The sequence below is a fragment of the Rhodoferax sp. BAB1 genome (assembly GCF_013334205.1).
Classification (GTDB): domain Bacteria; phylum Pseudomonadota; class Gammaproteobacteria; order Burkholderiales; family Burkholderiaceae_C; genus Hylemonella.
Genome location: NZ_CP054424.1, coordinates 2,725,667 through 2,739,249 on the forward strand (window position 1 = coordinate 2,725,667; position 13,583 = coordinate 2,739,249).

Here is a 13,583-nt window from a genome sequence, read left to right on the forward strand (position 1 = left end):
CATGTATGCCAATGAACGCAGATGGTTTTGCCGTTCGTCTTGTACGGAAACAGGAACAAGACGGACGGATGCGATCAGGAATGCAGGGAAGGGCGCTCAGGCGCGCATGCGGAAAATCCTGCGCGAACCGCAGACCGCGATGGACTCACTGTAGGACGAGAGGGCCTGGAGCGGAATACGCCGGAGGCCGTAGGTCAAAAACCGGCACCTTACTCGTACTCACAACCCTTGGGTGGCCATTGGGTTCCCTGGTTGGCGGCGTTCTTCATCTTGTCCACACAAGCACGTGGCACTGATTTCAACAGGATGAACTCAGGCACTGGGCACTTGCTAGGGTCACCCTGAATCACCTTGCCTCGCTTGAATCGACAAGCAAGGACAGCTGGGTCCTTTTCGTAGGCTGACCAACCCCGGACCGGGTCACCACCGATCACCTCAGTCAACGAAACCGTGACCCACTTCTCACCCTCTGGCATGAGCAGGACCTGGCATCCGCTGTAATGCGCGTCTATGTCCTTGGCCCGTGGATATATCCGCAAAGTGATGCCGTGATTGAAATCCTCCCCTGCAGCAGCAGGAGGAGACGCCAAATTGCAGTTCTTGCCCGTGGGTCGATCCGTTCCCGCCGCTACTGCGAGCATGGGAATAAACAGCAGCCAGGTAAGTATGGACAAGATACGCATGCTGGCACCTATCACTGGAAGTAAATGCATGCCAAAAGCGATCCGCTATTGACAGCGCCGTATAGCTGCCACTCAGACACCGCGGCTTTTACCTTTTGCCCGACGCAGCTGGGCAACGCCCACCACCAGCATGAGCCCGGCCAATACCAACCACCATGCAAACAGACCGCGCTCACCGAAAATCTCGAAGACAGCGTGATGCAGCCAAGACCACCGCCCCGTGAACGGGGGCTGGGATGGGGTTTCCCATTCGAGCAAGGCAAGCAGGGCCAGCACCCCACTGAGCCCAAGGTGAAAATGCCAAGGAACGAAGCCTCGCGGAAGAAATCCCTGTTCTAGGCGCTCGCGCGAGAGGGGCTCTGGCGCCTTATCACGCAGACGGCGGGAATCCCAGACGATGAAGACAGCAAGCGCAAGCAATAGAAACATTCCGAGCCACATAAGTGCAGGCTACCGCTTGAGATGACCAGCATGTCCCGGTTTTCCAGGACATGTCCGGTGGATGGAAGACTTGCGCGTCATGCCGCGAAATAGAAACGGATGAGTGCCAGCGACAGGGCAAACAGGTAACCGTAAGCAAAGCGGTCGATGCGCAGGACAGGCTGTCCGCGTCGCGCTCTCCAGGCACCCATGCCGGCCATCATTGCGCCTACCGCCAAGGGCGTCAGCACCAGATTGGCGATGCGCCATGCCTCGGGGACCAGATTGTCGGGGAAGACCAGAAGACTCAGCCCACCCAGGATGGCCCCAAAAAGTGTATAGCCCAAGGCCGCCAACCATGGGTTGGGCGGACGGCGAAAGGGCTCCCCCAGTGAGTGGAAGCCAAGCTCGAAGAGGGCTTCCCCCACGGCTTGAAGCAGAAATTCGCCAAGGACCTCAAAAATCAACTCAAGCATGCAGCAGGTGATGGAAGTGGCTGGGGAATCCGTCAGACAAGTTACTGGTATCTGCGCTGCATCCTAGCGGGCCCCACGCCCCCTGCCTATCCCCCAAAAGGGTCATAAACACACGCTTACTGAAACGCCACTTCCGCAAAACTCCGCAGCTTGCGGCTGTGCAGCTGGTTGATACCGCCCTGGCGCAGCAGCTCCAGCGCGCGGATGCCGATGCGCAGGTGCTGGTCCACGCGCTCGCGGTAGAAATGGTTGGCCATGCCGGGCAGCTTGATCTCGCCGTGCAGGGGCTTGTCGCTCACGCACAGCAGGGTGCCGTAGGGCACGCGGAAGCGGAAGCCGTTGGCGGCAATCGTCGCACTCTCCATGTCCAGGGCCACGGCGCGGCTCTGGCTGAAGCGGCGCTGGGGCTGGTTGTCGGGCAGCAGCTCCCAGTTGCGGTTGTCGGTGGTGGCCACCGTGCCGGTGCGCATGATCTGCTTGAGTTCCGCGCCGTGCAGGCCGGTCACCTCGGCCACGGCCTGCTCCAGCGCGACCTGCACCTCGGCCAGCGCGGGAATGGGCACCCACAGGGGCAGCTCTTCGTCCAGCACGTGGTCTTCACGCACATAGGCGTGGGCCAGCACGTAGTCGCCCAGCTGCTGGCCGTTGCGCAGGCCGGCGCAGTGGCCCAGCATCAGCCAGGCGTGCGGACGCAGCACGGCGATGTGGTCGGTGATGTTCTTGGCATTGGCCGGGCCCACGCCGATGTTGACCATGGTGATGCCGTTGCCGTCCGGGCGCACCAGATGGTAAGCCGGCATCTGCGGCAATCTGGGCGGGGCCTTGCCCAGCGCATCACCCGGCTGGGCGGCCTCCCCCACACGGCGGGTCACCACATTGCCGGGTTCGACGAAGGCGGCATAGTCACCGCCGGCGTCCTGCATGAGCTCGTGGCCGAGGCGGATGAACTCGTCGATGTAGAACTGGTAGTTGGTGAAGAGCACGAAGTTCTGGAAGTGCTCGGGCACCGTGCCCGTGTAGTGGCGCAGGCGGTGCAGGGAATAGTCCAGACGCGGCGCGGTGAACAGCGCCAGGGGGAAGGGCCTGCCGGGCTGCGGCTCGTAGGTGCCGTTGGCGATGCCGTCGTCCATGGCGCCCAGGTCGGGCAGGTCGAACCAGTCGCGCATCATCTGCCGGCGCCCGGCGCCGAGCTCGCCCTCGATGTGCTCGTTCTCGGCGAAGGAGAAATGCACGGGTATGGGCTGCTTGCTGGTGGCCACCTCCAGCGTCACGCCGTGGTTGAGCAGCAGCAGGCGGAACTGCTCCAGGTAATAGTTGTTGAACAGGTCGGGCCGCGTGAGCGTGGTCTCGTACACCCCCGGCCCCGCCACGAAACCGTAACTCAAACGCTCCTTCGCACCGGCCGGCTGGCGCAGCACGGTGTCGGTCCGGATGCGCACCAAGGGGTAGAAGGCGCGCACCGGGCCGGCGCTGTCGTCCCCGGCCACGAAGCGCTGCATGCCCGCACGCAGGTGGGCGATGCTGCTGTCGTAGATGCGGCACACATGGGCCAGCGCGGCGGCCGCGTCGGTGAACTCTTGCGGGGCGATCAGGGGCGGTAGGTGGTGCATGGCTTGATTCTGCCAGTGGTTCTGCCCTGTCTGATCAGCCAGGCCATTGGCCGGACGGCTCCCCGCTTGCACCCGACAGATGCCTGGCCGATGGTGAATTCACCAGAACTTCCACCAGGAACGACGAATACGCTTGTAGCGCAGCAAAGGCACAGACTCCGGCTGCAGCAGTGAAGCATCGACATAACCTTCCAGCTGGTAGCCAAACAGGTTCTTCAAGACCTCTTCACCGAGCTCCAGGGGATGAAACGGAAAAGGATAAGCGTCCTCCTCTTCGTCTTCATCCCCCACGGGATGTGCACCGTCCCAATAAGGCTGTTCGAAATCCAGCCGCGGCCCGATATCTTCCAGGATGCCGCTGTCCGGCGACAGGCTCAGAGAGCGCTGCAAACTTCCGTTCTTCCAGACCGCATACGCGAACCAGTCGACGACGCTGTGCATGACATGGAGTGTTGCCGTCCCATGTCCTCCTGCAGCAATGAACCTCTGTGGCAGCCTGGAGGGGTAATCGTTGGCAAATTCCTTGGCCGCAATGACAGACACCCCGGGGAAACAGCCGATATGGACTTCGTCATCCGGCGGACACGTATAGGAAAGATCGCCATCCTCCCCCAGCAGCTCAAGCCTCTCTCCGGGGAAGAGGAGATTGGCAAGTTGCCGGGTCGCCTCCCGGTCCAGCCGGGGTTGTGCAGCTAGGGCATCACGTGCGTTCGATTCCGCCAGTACGAGCATCCAGGTTTTTGCACCCATGTCTATTCCTATCAAGATTCAGAACGAGCCGGCCAGGGATTGAAGCCATTCTAGGCAGCAAGCACCTTGCGACTTATCCCCCAAAAGGGTCACGCCACCACAAGACGCTGTACGCCGGCCTACACCGGGCATGAAGTTGAGCAGCCCAGCAAAACAGTCGAGTTTGCCCGGCGGGCGCCCCCGGGGCCGGGCTAAAGTCGCGCCAGGTCACCAAAGAAAGAGGGCGCCATGTCCAGACAGCTTGCCAGACTCACTGCCGTGTACAACGATCTGTCCGATCGTTATGGCCCCGACGATCCGGTCGTGGTCCAGCTGAAAGAAGAGGTCGAACACGGACAGCTCCTGGCCAGCGTGCTGCCCCATGGCGAAAGAAGGAAAGAGCAGCGGCCACCTCATCTCTGGGCGCAGCGGCTCGGCCAGGCACGCGCCCGGCTGGGCAGCCGGCCCGTCACCTACGGCTGGACAGAGAACTAGCCGTCCTCCAGCTCCGAGGCCTGGCAGCCTGCGTCCTGGGCCTCGTCCTTGCGGGCCCGGGCCTGGCGGATCTCCATGTCCTGCATGCGCTGGCAGATGCGCTGCACGCACTCGGCATCCACGCGCAGTTCGCTGAGCAGCCCATACGCTGACAGCGCCAGAATCCCCGCGGCCCATTCCGAGGTCTGCAGGGGCAGGCCGATGCGCCGTGGCGGCAGGGTCTTGAGCGTCCAGCCCTGCCACAACACACGCTCCCCGGCCTGCAGCGCCTGCAAGACCCGCTCCGGCGCCAGCTCCGACAACTCCCGTATCTTGCTGACCTCGGCGACGCCCAGCCAGACCCGGCTCAGGGCGATGACCTCGACGATCCTGGTGTGATGGATGGTGGATCCCCGTGGGTCCATCTTCAGAACATGCATCAAATCGGCTCTCCCGTTTCCAGCGGCATCCGCTCGACACTCTTGCGTTTGCCGTGCTGAAAAGTATGGGCAGAGAAGCATTCAGTTTGATGACAACCGGACACGCCGTGTGGAAAACGTCAGGCCTGGTTGTCAACAAGGTTTCACAGACGCCCGTGGTCCTTCCAGGGCGACTGTCGCGCTGCGCGCATGGCCAACGCGCCGGCAGTGAAGGCTCAGGCCGCCGGCCGGGGCACCGTGTAGCGCAGCTCGGCAAAACCGGTGCCGACCTGGCGCACGGATTCCAGCCGCAGAGGCGGGCTGGTGAGACGGCGCGGGAACAGGGGCTTGCCCTGGCCCAGCGTCACCGAGGCCACCTGCACGATCATCTCGTCCAGCAGGCCTGCGTCAAAAAACTGCCCCGCCAGATCGCCCCCGCCCACCACCCATAGGTTCTTGCCGCCCGCAGCCTGCAGCATGGCCGCGTGCACGGGGCGCACATCACCCTGCACGAAATGCAGATTGGCACCGGGGATGGCCGGCAACTTGCGGCTGGAGAAGATCCAGGCGGGCTGCGTGTAGGGCCAGGGCGAACCGGTCTCCTTCTGCACAATCTCGGCGTGGCGCAACATCCATTCGTAGGTGGTCGAGCCCATGGCCAGGGCGCCGACCTTGGCGACGAAATCGGGGTAGCTCGTGTCGTTCACGTCGCCGAGCGGGAACAGCCATTCCAGGGAGTTGTCTTCGGTGGCGATGTGGCCGTCGAGGCTGGTGGCGGTGTAGTACTGAGTGGCCATGGAATCAATACGCTAGCGTGCAAGCTCGACAAACCACCTGAGCACGAACAGAAGGGCGGTAATTCCAAAAGGAGTCAGTAGCAGCCAGAAAGTCTGCTGCCAAAACGTGACCTCTTTTCGCATATAGGGGCCAATAGCCCAAAACCATGTACCAAAAAAGAATGGCATGGCAATCCAGAAGGTTGCGTCAGGTAGACGCAAACCAAACGAGGTTGCGAATCCTAGAAAAACCCACACACCTATGAACAACCAAAACGGTAGCCAAGTCTTCCAATGCGAACGCAGAGCAGCCATCAACGAATGATCGGTTATTTGGTGCAGCGAAGATTTACCAAGCATTAGCGAATGTACTCATCATAAAAAGGATTGAGCGAGCGAAGCTTCGCATCGTGTCCTGATCATTCTAGAAAGCCAGCAACCCGAGCGCCACCCCCCAAAAGGGTCACCCCACCACAGTCCTCAACCCTCGAACTGCGGATGCAACTGCCGTATCCGCCCCAGCGCCAGCGCCGCCGCCGCCGTGCGCGTCTCCACGCCGAGCTTGGCGTAGACCCGCTCCAGGTGTTTCTTGACCGTCATGGGGCTGCTGCCCAGGATGTCGCCGATGTCGCGGTTGATCTTGCCCTTGATGACCCAGTAGAGCACCTCGGCCTCCTTGGCCGTGAGGCGGAAGCTCAGGGAGATGGCTTCGATCACCGTTTCGTCCGAGGCCTCCTGCATGATGAGCAGCCAGTCGCCGCCGGCTTCGGGCGTGGGGGCGTCGTCGTTGCGCTGGTGCAGGCGGAAGGTCAGGCGTTTGGCGCCCTGCTCCACCGAGAGGCGGGGCGGTTCGGCCAGGGTGTCGCCGCGGGCCTGCACCTCGGCCAGGTGGGCCACGCCGCGGTGCAGCCAGGACAGCACGGGCTCGGGCACGTTCGGGCCGCTGGCGCCGTAGTAGCGCTGCAGCAGCTCACGCGCCAGCGGGGTCTGCCACATGAGCCGGCCATCACTCGCACGCACGGTGATGCTGGCGTAACCGAAGGCGTCGAGCGCGTTGCGGGCCTGGCGGCGTTCGCGCGCGCCCTGCAGGTGCACCTGCATGCGCGCCAGCACTTCCTTCGGCCGTATGGGTTTGGTCACGTAGTCGGTGCCGCCGGCTTCCAGCGCGGCGACCAGGTGCTCGGTCTCGGTCAGGCCCGTCATGAAGATGATGGGGATGTGGGCGGTGGCAGCATTGGCCTTGAGGCGGCGCGCGACCTCGAAGCCGTCCATGCCGGGCATCATGGCGTCGAGCAGCACGATGTCGGGGCGCGCCTGCGCGGCGCGCTGCAGAGCCGAGGCGCCGTCCAGCGCCACCAGCACGGTGCAGCCCGATTCGTCCAGCGCGTCGTGCAGCAGAGACAGGTTGTCGGGCACGTCATCGACGATGAGCACCACGTCGCTCTGTGCGCGGTTCAGGGCCTGGTCCAGGGTGTCGTTCATGTCTTTTCCGGGCTGGTGTCCAGCAAGGCAAGTATGGCGTCGAAACGGTAGGCCCGCGCCAGGCCGCGCACCTGCTCCACCCAGCTGTGGTGCGCGGGGCTTTCGGCCTCGATCTCGTCTAGCAGGCGCACGATGCCGCGGTAATAGCCCAGGCTGGTGTGCTCGCGCAGCTCGGCCAGGCGCTCGGCGCGCGGGGGCAGCAGGGGCCCGGGCGGTGCGGGCGGCGCTTCGGGGGGCAGCACACGTTCGGTCCACTGCAGTTGCAGGCGCTGCTCCAGCCAGTCGAGCAGCTCGCTGTGGCGTATGGGTTTGGTGATGAAGTCCGCCGGCGTGATGCCCACGTCGTTCTCCAGGCCCTTGTCGAAGGCATTGGCCGAGACCACGGCCACGGGCAGCTTGTCCAGGCCGTTCAAACGACGCAGGCGGCGTATGGTTTCCCAGCCGTCGATGCCGGGCATGGCCAGGTCCATGAAAACGGCGTCGGGCCGGTAACCGGCGGCCAGCAGGTCCAGCGCGTCGTGCCCGCTGGCAGCGGTGCGCAGCACGAAGCCCAGGGGCACGAGCAATTGGCTGAGCATCTCGCGGTCGGGCTCTTCGTTGTCCACCACCAGCACGTGGCGGCGCGCGCCCGTGTAACCACGACGTGGCGGCTTGGGTACGGCGGGCCGCGCCGAGGGCAGCGCGGCATGCACCTCGGGCAGGAAAAGCTTGACGTGAAAGACCGAGCCCAGGCCCGGTGTGCTCTGCACCGTGAGTTCGCCGCCCATGAGGTCGGTGAGCATCTTGGCAATCGTCAGGCCCAGGCCGGCGCCGGGTGTGCCCTGGGCTGAGGCGGTGCGCGTGAAGGGCTCGAAGAGGCGGTCCACGTCCTGCAGCGTCATGCCGGGGCCGGTGTCGCGGATGTCAATGTGCGCCATCTCGCGCGCGTAACGCAGCTGGAAAGTCACCTCGCCCTGGGCCGTGAACTTGATGGCGTTGCCCAGCAGGTTGATGAGGATCTGGCGCACACGTTTCTCGTCGGCACGCACGCGCTCGGGCAACACGGACAGGGGCGCGAAACGGAAGGCCAGGCCCTTGGCCGCGGCCTGCAGCTCGAACATGGCGGCCAGTTCGTGCACGGTGTCGGCGAAGGCCATGGGCTTGACGTCGAGCGTGAGCTTGCCCGATTCGATGCGCGCCAGGTCCAGCGTGCCCTCGATCAGCGAGAGCAGATGTTCCCCCCCGCGGCGGATCACCTGCACCGCGTGTTTGCGGTGCTTGGGCACCTGCGGGTCCTCGCCCATCAGTTGCGCGTAACCCAGGATGCTGTTGAGCGGCGTGCGCAGCTCGTGGCTGATGGCGCTGATGTAGCGGCTCTTGGCCTGGTTGGCCTGCTCGGCCTGGTGCTGGGCCTGCTCGGCCGTGCGACGCGCCTCCTGCAGGGCGGCGTCGGTCTGCTGGTGCAACTCGATCTCACGCATCAGCAATGCCGTCTGGCGGTTGGACTCTTCCTGCGCGACCTGGCGGCTCTTGTGCGCCAGCACCACCCACCAGGCCGCCATGCCCGCGATGAGCAGCAGGGCCATATAGGTCTTGAGGAAGCCGCCGCGCAAGGCGGCCTGCATGAAAGCGGGCAGTTCACTGTCGGCATAGACGTGCATCAGGGCCTGCAGCTCCTGCTGGTAGAACAGGCCGAAGACACCCGCCAGCAGCGGCACGGTGACCAGCATGAGCAGGAGGAAATGCGCAAGCCCCGAATCCAGATAGGGCCAGAGGCTGCGCGGCAGCAGGCGCTGCAACATGCCTATCCACTGCGCCGAGAGGCTGGCCTGGGGTTTGCACATGTCACCACAGCGCGCGTCCAGCGTGCAGCAGAGCGAACAGATGGGCCCCTGGTAGGCGGGGCAGTGGGCCATGTCCGGGCCTTCGTAGTCGCCCTCGCAGATCACGCAGCGGCGTACACCGTAGCGCGCATAGGGGCCTGCGTTGGCCTGGGCCTCGGGAGCCAGCTCGCTCTGCCGCGCGATGTAATAACGCCCGCGTGTGGCCCAAGCGATCAACGGCGCGGCGATGAAGGCCGTGCCCAGCGCGATCACCGCCGAGAAGGCCTGGGCCAGCGGGCCGAACAGGCCCAGGTGGGCCGTGACCGAGAGGATGGAGGCCAGCACCATGGCACCCACACCCACGGGGTTGATGTCGTAGAGGTGCGCGCGCTTGAACTCGATGCCCTTGGGCGACAGGCCCAGGGGCTTGTTGATCACCAGGTCGGCCACCACGGCCATCATCCAGGCGATGGCGATGTTGCTGTACAGGCCCAGCACGTCGCCCAGGGCCTGGAAGACGTTCATCTCCATCAGCATGAAGGCGATCAGTGTGTTGAACACCACCCACACCACCCGCCCCGGGTGGCTGTGCGTGAGGCGCGAGAAGAAGTTGCTCCAGGCCAGCGAACCCGCGTAGGCGTTGGTGACGTTGATCTTGAGCTGCGAGATCACCACAAAAAGCGCGGTGGCCGCCACGGCCCAGCCGTAGTTCGGGAACACGTATTCATAAGCGGCCAGGTACATCTGGTTCGGGTCCACCGCGCGTTCGATGGGCACGGCATGCGTGATGGCCAGGTAGGCCAGCAGCGCGCCGCCCAGCATCTTGACCACGCCCAGCAGCACCCAGCCCGGCCCGCCCGCCATGACCCCGAACCACCAGCGCTTGCGGTTGGCCTCCGTGCGGGCCGGCATGAAACGCAGGTAGTCGGCCTGCTCGCCCATCTGCGTGATCAGGGCAATGCCCACCGTCAAGGCGGCACCAAAGAGGGGCAAGGCGAAGTCTGAAGACGCGCCTTTCTCCCCTTTGTAGTGCACCACGCCCGAAAACGCGTCCGGGTCCAGTGCCAGCACATAGGCAAAAGGCACGACCAGCATGAGCAGCCACAGCGGCTGCGTCCAGACCTGCAGGCGGCTGATGGCCGACACCCCGTGCGTGACCAGGGGGATGACCACCAGCGCGCAGATGAGGTAACCCCAGCGCGGTGGAATGTCCAGCGCCAGTTCCAGCGCATAGGCCATGACAGCCGCCTCCAGCGCGAAGAAGATGAAGGTGAAGCTGGCGTAGATCAGCGAGGTGATGGTGGAGCCGATGTAACCAAAACCCGCGCCGCGTGTGAGCAGGTCCATGTCCACGCCATAACGCGCGGCGTAGACGCTGATGGGCCAGCCGGCGAGGAAGATGATGAGCCCCGTGGCCAGGATGGCCCAGAAGGCATTGGCCCAGCCGTACTGCACCAGCAGCGTGGCCCCCACCGCCTCCAGGATCAGGAAGGAGGCCGCGCCAAAGGCCGTGTTGGCCACCCGCCATTCGCTCCACTTGCGGAAACGCTGCGGCGTGTAGCGCAGCGCGTAATCCTCCATGGTCTCGCGCGCCACCCAGGAGTTGTAGTCGCGCCGGATCTTGACGATGGACTGCACGGCCGCCGGCGTATGCGGCGGCGCAGCAAGGTCAGGGGCCAGGGATTCCGGGGCGTTCATGCCCCGGGAGAGTGCAGATTCCGTGCCATGCCCCGGGGTGGGGCGGAATCTGCCTGGCGTAAATGCAGGTGTCGCTCAGCCGCGTAGCGCCGCCTCGATGGCGCTGATGTCGATTTTTGTCATGTCCATCATCGCATCGAAGGCGCGCTTGGCGGCAGCCGGGTCGGGATCAGCAATGGCCCGGGTCAGAACCACCGGTGTGATCTGCCAGGACACCCCCCACTTGTCCTTGCACCAGCCGCAAGCGCTTGCCTGGCCACCATGCGCAATGATCGCGTTCCAGTAACGGTCCGTTTCGGCCTGGTCCGTGGTCGCCACCTGGAAGGAAAACGCCTCGCTTTGCGTGAAGGCAGGCCCGCCGTTGAGCCCGAGGCAGGGGATGCCCATGACCGTGAACTCCACGGTCAACACGTCTCCCTTCTTCCCCGACGGAAAGTCTCCCGGCGCGCGTAACACGGCACCGACGAAGGAGTCTGGAAAGGTATCGGCGTAGAACCGTGCCGCTTCTTCAGCACCGCCCTTGTACCAAAGGCAAATCGTGTTCTTTGCTGGTGTTGTCATGTCACTTCTCCATTGGACAGAAATTCCTGCTTCTGCACACCGGCCCTGCGGCACTTCGTTTTGGCGGCTAACGCTCCGCTCAGGCATCCTTGTTCCCCTGGCGCCGGAGTACCACATGGGTGGCTTTCTCCGACGCCACGAACTGCACGCATTCGTACCCCAGAGCGCGCATGTCCATCCCCTCGAACAGTCGCTCTCCCGCGCCCAGCAGAACCGGCGAGATGGCGACGTGCAGCTCATCGATGAGGCCCTCACGCAGATATTGCTGGATGGTGTTGGCTCCGCCGCCTATGCGTACATCCTTGCCCTTGGCTGCCTCGCGCGCCCGGTCCAGCGCCTCGTGTATGCCGCCCGTGACGAAGTGGAATATCGTGCCGCCTTCCATCTGGAGGGGCTCGCGTGCGTGATGCGTCAGGATGAAAGTTGGAACGTGATAGGGCGGGCTGTCGCCCCACCAGCCTTTCCAGCTCATGTCGGGCCAGGGACCGCGTACCGGTCCGAACATGTTCCTTCCGAGTATCCAGGCCCCGACATTCTGGAAGCCACGGGCGGCGAAATCATCGTCAACGCCGGTCGTGCCGTCCTTGCCGAACAAGGCCCGCTGCAAGGTGCGTGTTGGAAACAGCCACTGGTGCAGTTCCGTCCCGCCCACGCCGAGCGGATGATTGAGGTCCTGATTCGGGCCTGCTCCGTATCCGTCGAGCGAGATGGTGAAGCCCTCAACACGAACTCGTGTCATCGTTTGCCTCCGTTTGGACGCCTAGCGTTACGTCCGTTGTGAAAGCCGAATTTCACTAAAACGCATACGCCGCAAGTTCCCTTGCGATTCCAATTCCCCTCGCTGCACAAGCTCGGCAATACGCATGGCGTAGTAGACATCCGGCAACTCAGGCTGCGCATCTTGGAAATGACGGAGGGTCTTGGCGACGATCAATGCGACCTTTCGCCACGCTGGTGTTACGTTCGAGAGCACAACCGCGTCGATTTCGGCCACCTGTTCGGCCGTGAGAGCCTGGATGTGCTCGACCTCCGATGCGGTCGGCATCGGATCATCTGCGTGCTCAAGCAAGTCCATATTTATACGACCTAGCTTAATATGGGCTGCAAATCTGTCGGCATCACAAAGTTCATGGCGCCTCCCCTGATGTTTTTAAGTGCCTGATTTATATCAGCCTTCCCCCGACTCACCTAGCCCCTGTGTGCCCCCACACCGAGCTGACCTAGCCACGTCGCTTGAGCAGTGGCGCCAGGAGTCCCCGCGCCTGCTGCAGACATTCGTCAAACGACTGCTGGAAGTCCAGCGCATCGATCGCCTCGAATTCCGCACGAGCCAGTTCCGCCCGCTCCTGCAAGCGGCGCAGGAAGGCATCACCGTGTCGCACGAAGAAGGGACTGGCCTCTGCGATCGCCTTCGGCTCCAAATTAGCCACGGCACACAGGTCGAACAGGTCGCGCGCCTTCGCCTGGTCACCCCGAAACCACATCTTCTTGGCGATGATCTCCGCGCTGCGCTCCACCTTGATCTCGCGCCCCGCATGCCGCACCACCTCGTAGGGCTGCGCCGTCAGTGCCATGCCCACCACGATATCGATCTCGCCTTGCGGCAGGTAGAACTTGATGAACTCGGCGTTCTCTTCGTAGTCCGCGCTTACCGCCTCGGCCACATCGCTGAGCCTGGGGTTCACATAACCCAGGTACTGCGGGTCGGGCACGAAGAGGTCAATGTCCTTGCTGAGCCGATGCCCGTGACGCAGCATGAGCACGGTGCCACCGCCAAAGGTCCACAGCGGCTGATGCACCATGCCTTCCAGATGCGTCATCAGGCCGAGCGCCTGGGGCCACAGCTCACGCCAGACGCCGGGACGGTTGAGGTCAAGCCTGGAACTCATGCCCACAAACCCCGCGCACTCTTGAAACCCCGCGCCAGCTCACGCATCCGTGCCCAGACCTCGGCACGCGGTACGCCCTCTTGCGCATGCAACTGTTCCACCACGGCCGCCAGCAGGGCGGGCGTGGCCTCGTCCAGCAGGGTGGCCACGTGCGGCTGGAAGGCGGCCGGCACGCGCCCCTGCAGCAGGGCCGCGCGCAGCACGCTGGCCGTCAGCGGCTGGCGGTAACTCACGCTGGCGCTGCGCGCTGCGAGTTCCAGGGCCGGAGTCTTGCCCACCGTCGGCTGCGGCGCCACCGTGACGGACAGACCCAGCACACCCAGCAGGCGACTCACCCGCAGCAAGCTCAGATCCTGGAGGCTGGCGGCTTCCAGCTGGTTGACTGTGGCGCGCGACAGGCCGCTGAGCCGCGCCAGCGCGGCCTGCGTGAGGCCCATGTCGGCGCGACGGGTGCGGACGACGGTGCTGAGTTCTGCCAGGGTGGACATGGCAACACTCTAGGACAGGTCTCCATTAATGTCAAATATATTCGACATAAAGAATGGCGCCCAACACCCGGCTGCA

15 protein-coding genes are annotated in these 13,583 nt (G+C 64.0%); 1 reads left to right on the forward strand and 14 read right to left on the reverse strand.

Annotated features, from left to right (window positions below; genetic code table 11):
• Nucleotides 1–209 precede the first annotated feature (209 nt).
• From HTY51_RS13055 to HTY51_RS13075, 5 genes are all read right to left on the reverse strand, one after another.
• Nucleotides 210–683, reverse strand: coding sequence for a hypothetical protein (locus tag HTY51_RS13055; RefSeq protein ID WP_174253128.1), 474 nt, complete (start codon nt 681–683; stop codon nt 210–212).
• A 72-nt stretch (nt 684–755) separates the two neighbouring features.
• The gene (locus HTY51_RS13060) at nt 756–1,112 is read right to left on the reverse strand and encodes a hypothetical protein (protein ID WP_174253129.1); all 357 of its coding nucleotides are present in this window, start codon (nt 1,110–1,112) and stop codon (nt 756–758) included.
• Between the two features lie 89 nt (nt 1,113–1,201).
• Complete coding sequence (locus HTY51_RS13065) at nt 1,202–1,579, reverse strand: hypothetical protein (RefSeq protein WP_174253130.1); 378 nt, start codon at nt 1,577–1,579, stop codon at nt 1,202–1,204.
• Between the two features lie 116 nt (nt 1,580–1,695).
• The gene (locus HTY51_RS13070) at nt 1,696–3,189 is read right to left on the reverse strand and encodes an AMP nucleosidase (protein WP_174253131.1); all 1,494 of its coding nucleotides are present in this window, start codon (nt 3,187–3,189) and stop codon (nt 1,696–1,698) included.
• Between the two features lie 99 nt (nt 3,190–3,288).
• The gene (locus tag HTY51_RS13075; RefSeq protein WP_174253132.1) at nt 3,289–3,939 is read right to left on the reverse strand and encodes a hypothetical protein; all 651 of its coding nucleotides are present in this window, start codon (nt 3,937–3,939) and stop codon (nt 3,289–3,291) included.
• Nucleotides 3,940–4,167: 228 nt separating this feature from the next.
• On the opposite strand from HTY51_RS13075, the gene HTY51_RS13080 reads away from it, so the two are divergent.
• Nucleotides 4,168–4,413: a hypothetical protein gene (locus HTY51_RS13080; protein WP_174253133.1), complete on the forward strand. Its 246-nt coding sequence runs from the start codon at nt 4,168–4,170 to the stop codon at nt 4,411–4,413.
• Here the strand turns inward: HTY51_RS13080 and HTY51_RS13085 are convergent.
• The 9 genes from HTY51_RS13085 to HTY51_RS13125 form a co-directional block, all read right to left on the reverse strand.
• On the reverse strand, nt 4,410–4,832 hold the full coding sequence (locus HTY51_RS13085; protein ID WP_174253134.1) for a hypothetical protein: 423 nt from the start codon (nt 4,830–4,832) through the stop codon (nt 4,410–4,412). The two genes, HTY51_RS13080 and HTY51_RS13085, sit on opposite strands and share 4 nt — an antisense overlap.
• Before the next feature lie 215 nt (nt 4,833–5,047).
• Nucleotides 5,048–5,608 carry a dihydrofolate reductase family protein gene (locus HTY51_RS13090; RefSeq protein WP_174253135.1) on the reverse strand — a complete coding sequence of 187 codons (561 nt, stop codon included), beginning with the start codon at nt 5,606–5,608 and terminating at the stop codon, nt 5,048–5,050.
• Nucleotides 5,609–6,067: 459 nt separating this feature from the next.
• Nucleotides 6,068–7,069 (reverse strand): response regulator, encoded by a 1,002-nt coding sequence (locus tag HTY51_RS13095; RefSeq protein WP_174253136.1) that lies wholly within the window; start codon nt 7,067–7,069, stop codon nt 6,068–6,070.
• The gene (locus HTY51_RS13100) at nt 7,066–10,569 is read right to left on the reverse strand and encodes an ATP-binding protein (protein WP_174253137.1); all 3,504 of its coding nucleotides are present in this window, start codon (nt 10,567–10,569) and stop codon (nt 7,066–7,068) included. Before HTY51_RS13100 ends, HTY51_RS13095 begins: the two co-directional genes overlap by 4 nt.
• Nucleotides 10,570–10,644: 75 nt before the next feature.
• Entirely contained in the window at nt 10,645–11,130 is a 486-nt protein-coding gene (locus HTY51_RS13105; RefSeq protein ID WP_174253138.1) for a VOC family protein, read from the reverse strand.
• Between the two features lie 79 nt (nt 11,131–11,209).
• On the reverse strand, nt 11,210–11,869 hold the full coding sequence (locus tag HTY51_RS13110) for a dihydrofolate reductase family protein (protein ID WP_174253139.1): 660 nt from the start codon (nt 11,867–11,869) through the stop codon (nt 11,210–11,212).
• 27 nt (nt 11,870–11,896) lie between these two features.
• Nucleotides 11,897–12,205: a DUF3658 domain-containing protein gene (locus HTY51_RS13115; protein WP_174253140.1), complete on the reverse strand. Its 309-nt coding sequence runs from the start codon at nt 12,203–12,205 to the stop codon at nt 11,897–11,899.
• Nucleotides 12,206–12,350: 145 nt separating this feature from the next.
• A complete protein-coding gene (locus HTY51_RS13120; RefSeq protein WP_174253141.1) occupies nt 12,351–13,019 on the reverse strand; it encodes a nucleotidyl transferase AbiEii/AbiGii toxin family protein in 669 nt (222 codons plus the stop codon).
• Nucleotides 13,016–13,507 carry a helix-turn-helix transcriptional regulator gene (locus HTY51_RS13125; protein WP_174253142.1) on the reverse strand — a complete coding sequence of 164 codons (492 nt, stop codon included), beginning with the start codon at nt 13,505–13,507 and terminating at the stop codon, nt 13,016–13,018. The genes HTY51_RS13120 and HTY51_RS13125 overlap by 4 nt, the downstream gene beginning before the upstream one ends.
• Nucleotides 13,508–13,583 lie beyond the last annotated feature (76 nt).

What these genes read in the sequence shown, in the direction of transcription:
- HTY51_RS13055 (WP_174253128.1), bottom strand. Translation starts at nt 683, where the DNA reads ATGCGTATCTTGTCCATACTTACCTGGCTGCTGTTTATTCCCATGCTC.
- HTY51_RS13060 (WP_174253129.1), bottom strand. Translation starts at nt 1,112, where the DNA reads ATGTTTCTATTGCTTGCGCTTGCTGTCTTCATCGTCTGGGATTCCCGC.
- HTY51_RS13065 (WP_174253130.1), bottom strand. Translation starts at nt 1,579, where the DNA reads ATGCTTGAGTTGATTTTTGAGGTCCTTGGCGAATTTCTGCTTCAAGCC.
- HTY51_RS13070 (WP_174253131.1), bottom strand. Translation starts at nt 3,189, where the DNA reads ATGCACCACCTACCGCCCCTGATCGCCCCGCAAGAGTTCACCGACGCG.
- HTY51_RS13075 (WP_174253132.1), bottom strand. Translation starts at nt 3,939, where the DNA reads ATGGGTGCAAAAACCTGGATGCTCGTACTGGCGGAATCGAACGCACGT.
- HTY51_RS13080 (WP_174253133.1), top strand. Translation starts at nt 4,168, where the DNA reads ATGTCCAGACAGCTTGCCAGACTCACTGCCGTGTACAACGATCTGTCC.
- HTY51_RS13085 (WP_174253134.1), bottom strand. Translation starts at nt 4,832, where the DNA reads ATGCATGTTCTGAAGATGGACCCACGGGGATCCACCATCCATCACACC.
- HTY51_RS13090 (WP_174253135.1), bottom strand. Translation starts at nt 5,608, where the DNA reads ATGGCCACTCAGTACTACACCGCCACCAGCCTCGACGGCCACATCGCC.
- HTY51_RS13095 (WP_174253136.1), bottom strand. Translation starts at nt 7,069, where the DNA reads ATGAACGACACCCTGGACCAGGCCCTGAACCGCGCACAGAGCGACGTG.
- HTY51_RS13100 (WP_174253137.1), bottom strand. Translation starts at nt 10,569, where the DNA reads ATGAACGCCCCGGAATCCCTGGCCCCTGACCTTGCTGCGCCGCCGCAT.
- HTY51_RS13105 (WP_174253138.1), bottom strand. Translation starts at nt 11,130, where the DNA reads ATGACAACACCAGCAAAGAACACGATTTGCCTTTGGTACAAGGGCGGT.
- HTY51_RS13110 (WP_174253139.1), bottom strand. Translation starts at nt 11,869, where the DNA reads ATGACACGAGTTCGTGTTGAGGGCTTCACCATCTCGCTCGACGGATAC.
- HTY51_RS13115 (WP_174253140.1), bottom strand. Translation starts at nt 12,205, where the DNA reads ATGGACTTGCTTGAGCACGCAGATGATCCGATGCCGACCGCATCGGAG.
- HTY51_RS13120 (WP_174253141.1), bottom strand. Translation starts at nt 13,019, where the DNA reads ATGAGTTCCAGGCTTGACCTCAACCGTCCCGGCGTCTGGCGTGAGCTG.
- HTY51_RS13125 (WP_174253142.1), bottom strand. Translation starts at nt 13,507, where the DNA reads ATGTCCACCCTGGCAGAACTCAGCACCGTCGTCCGCACCCGTCGCGCC.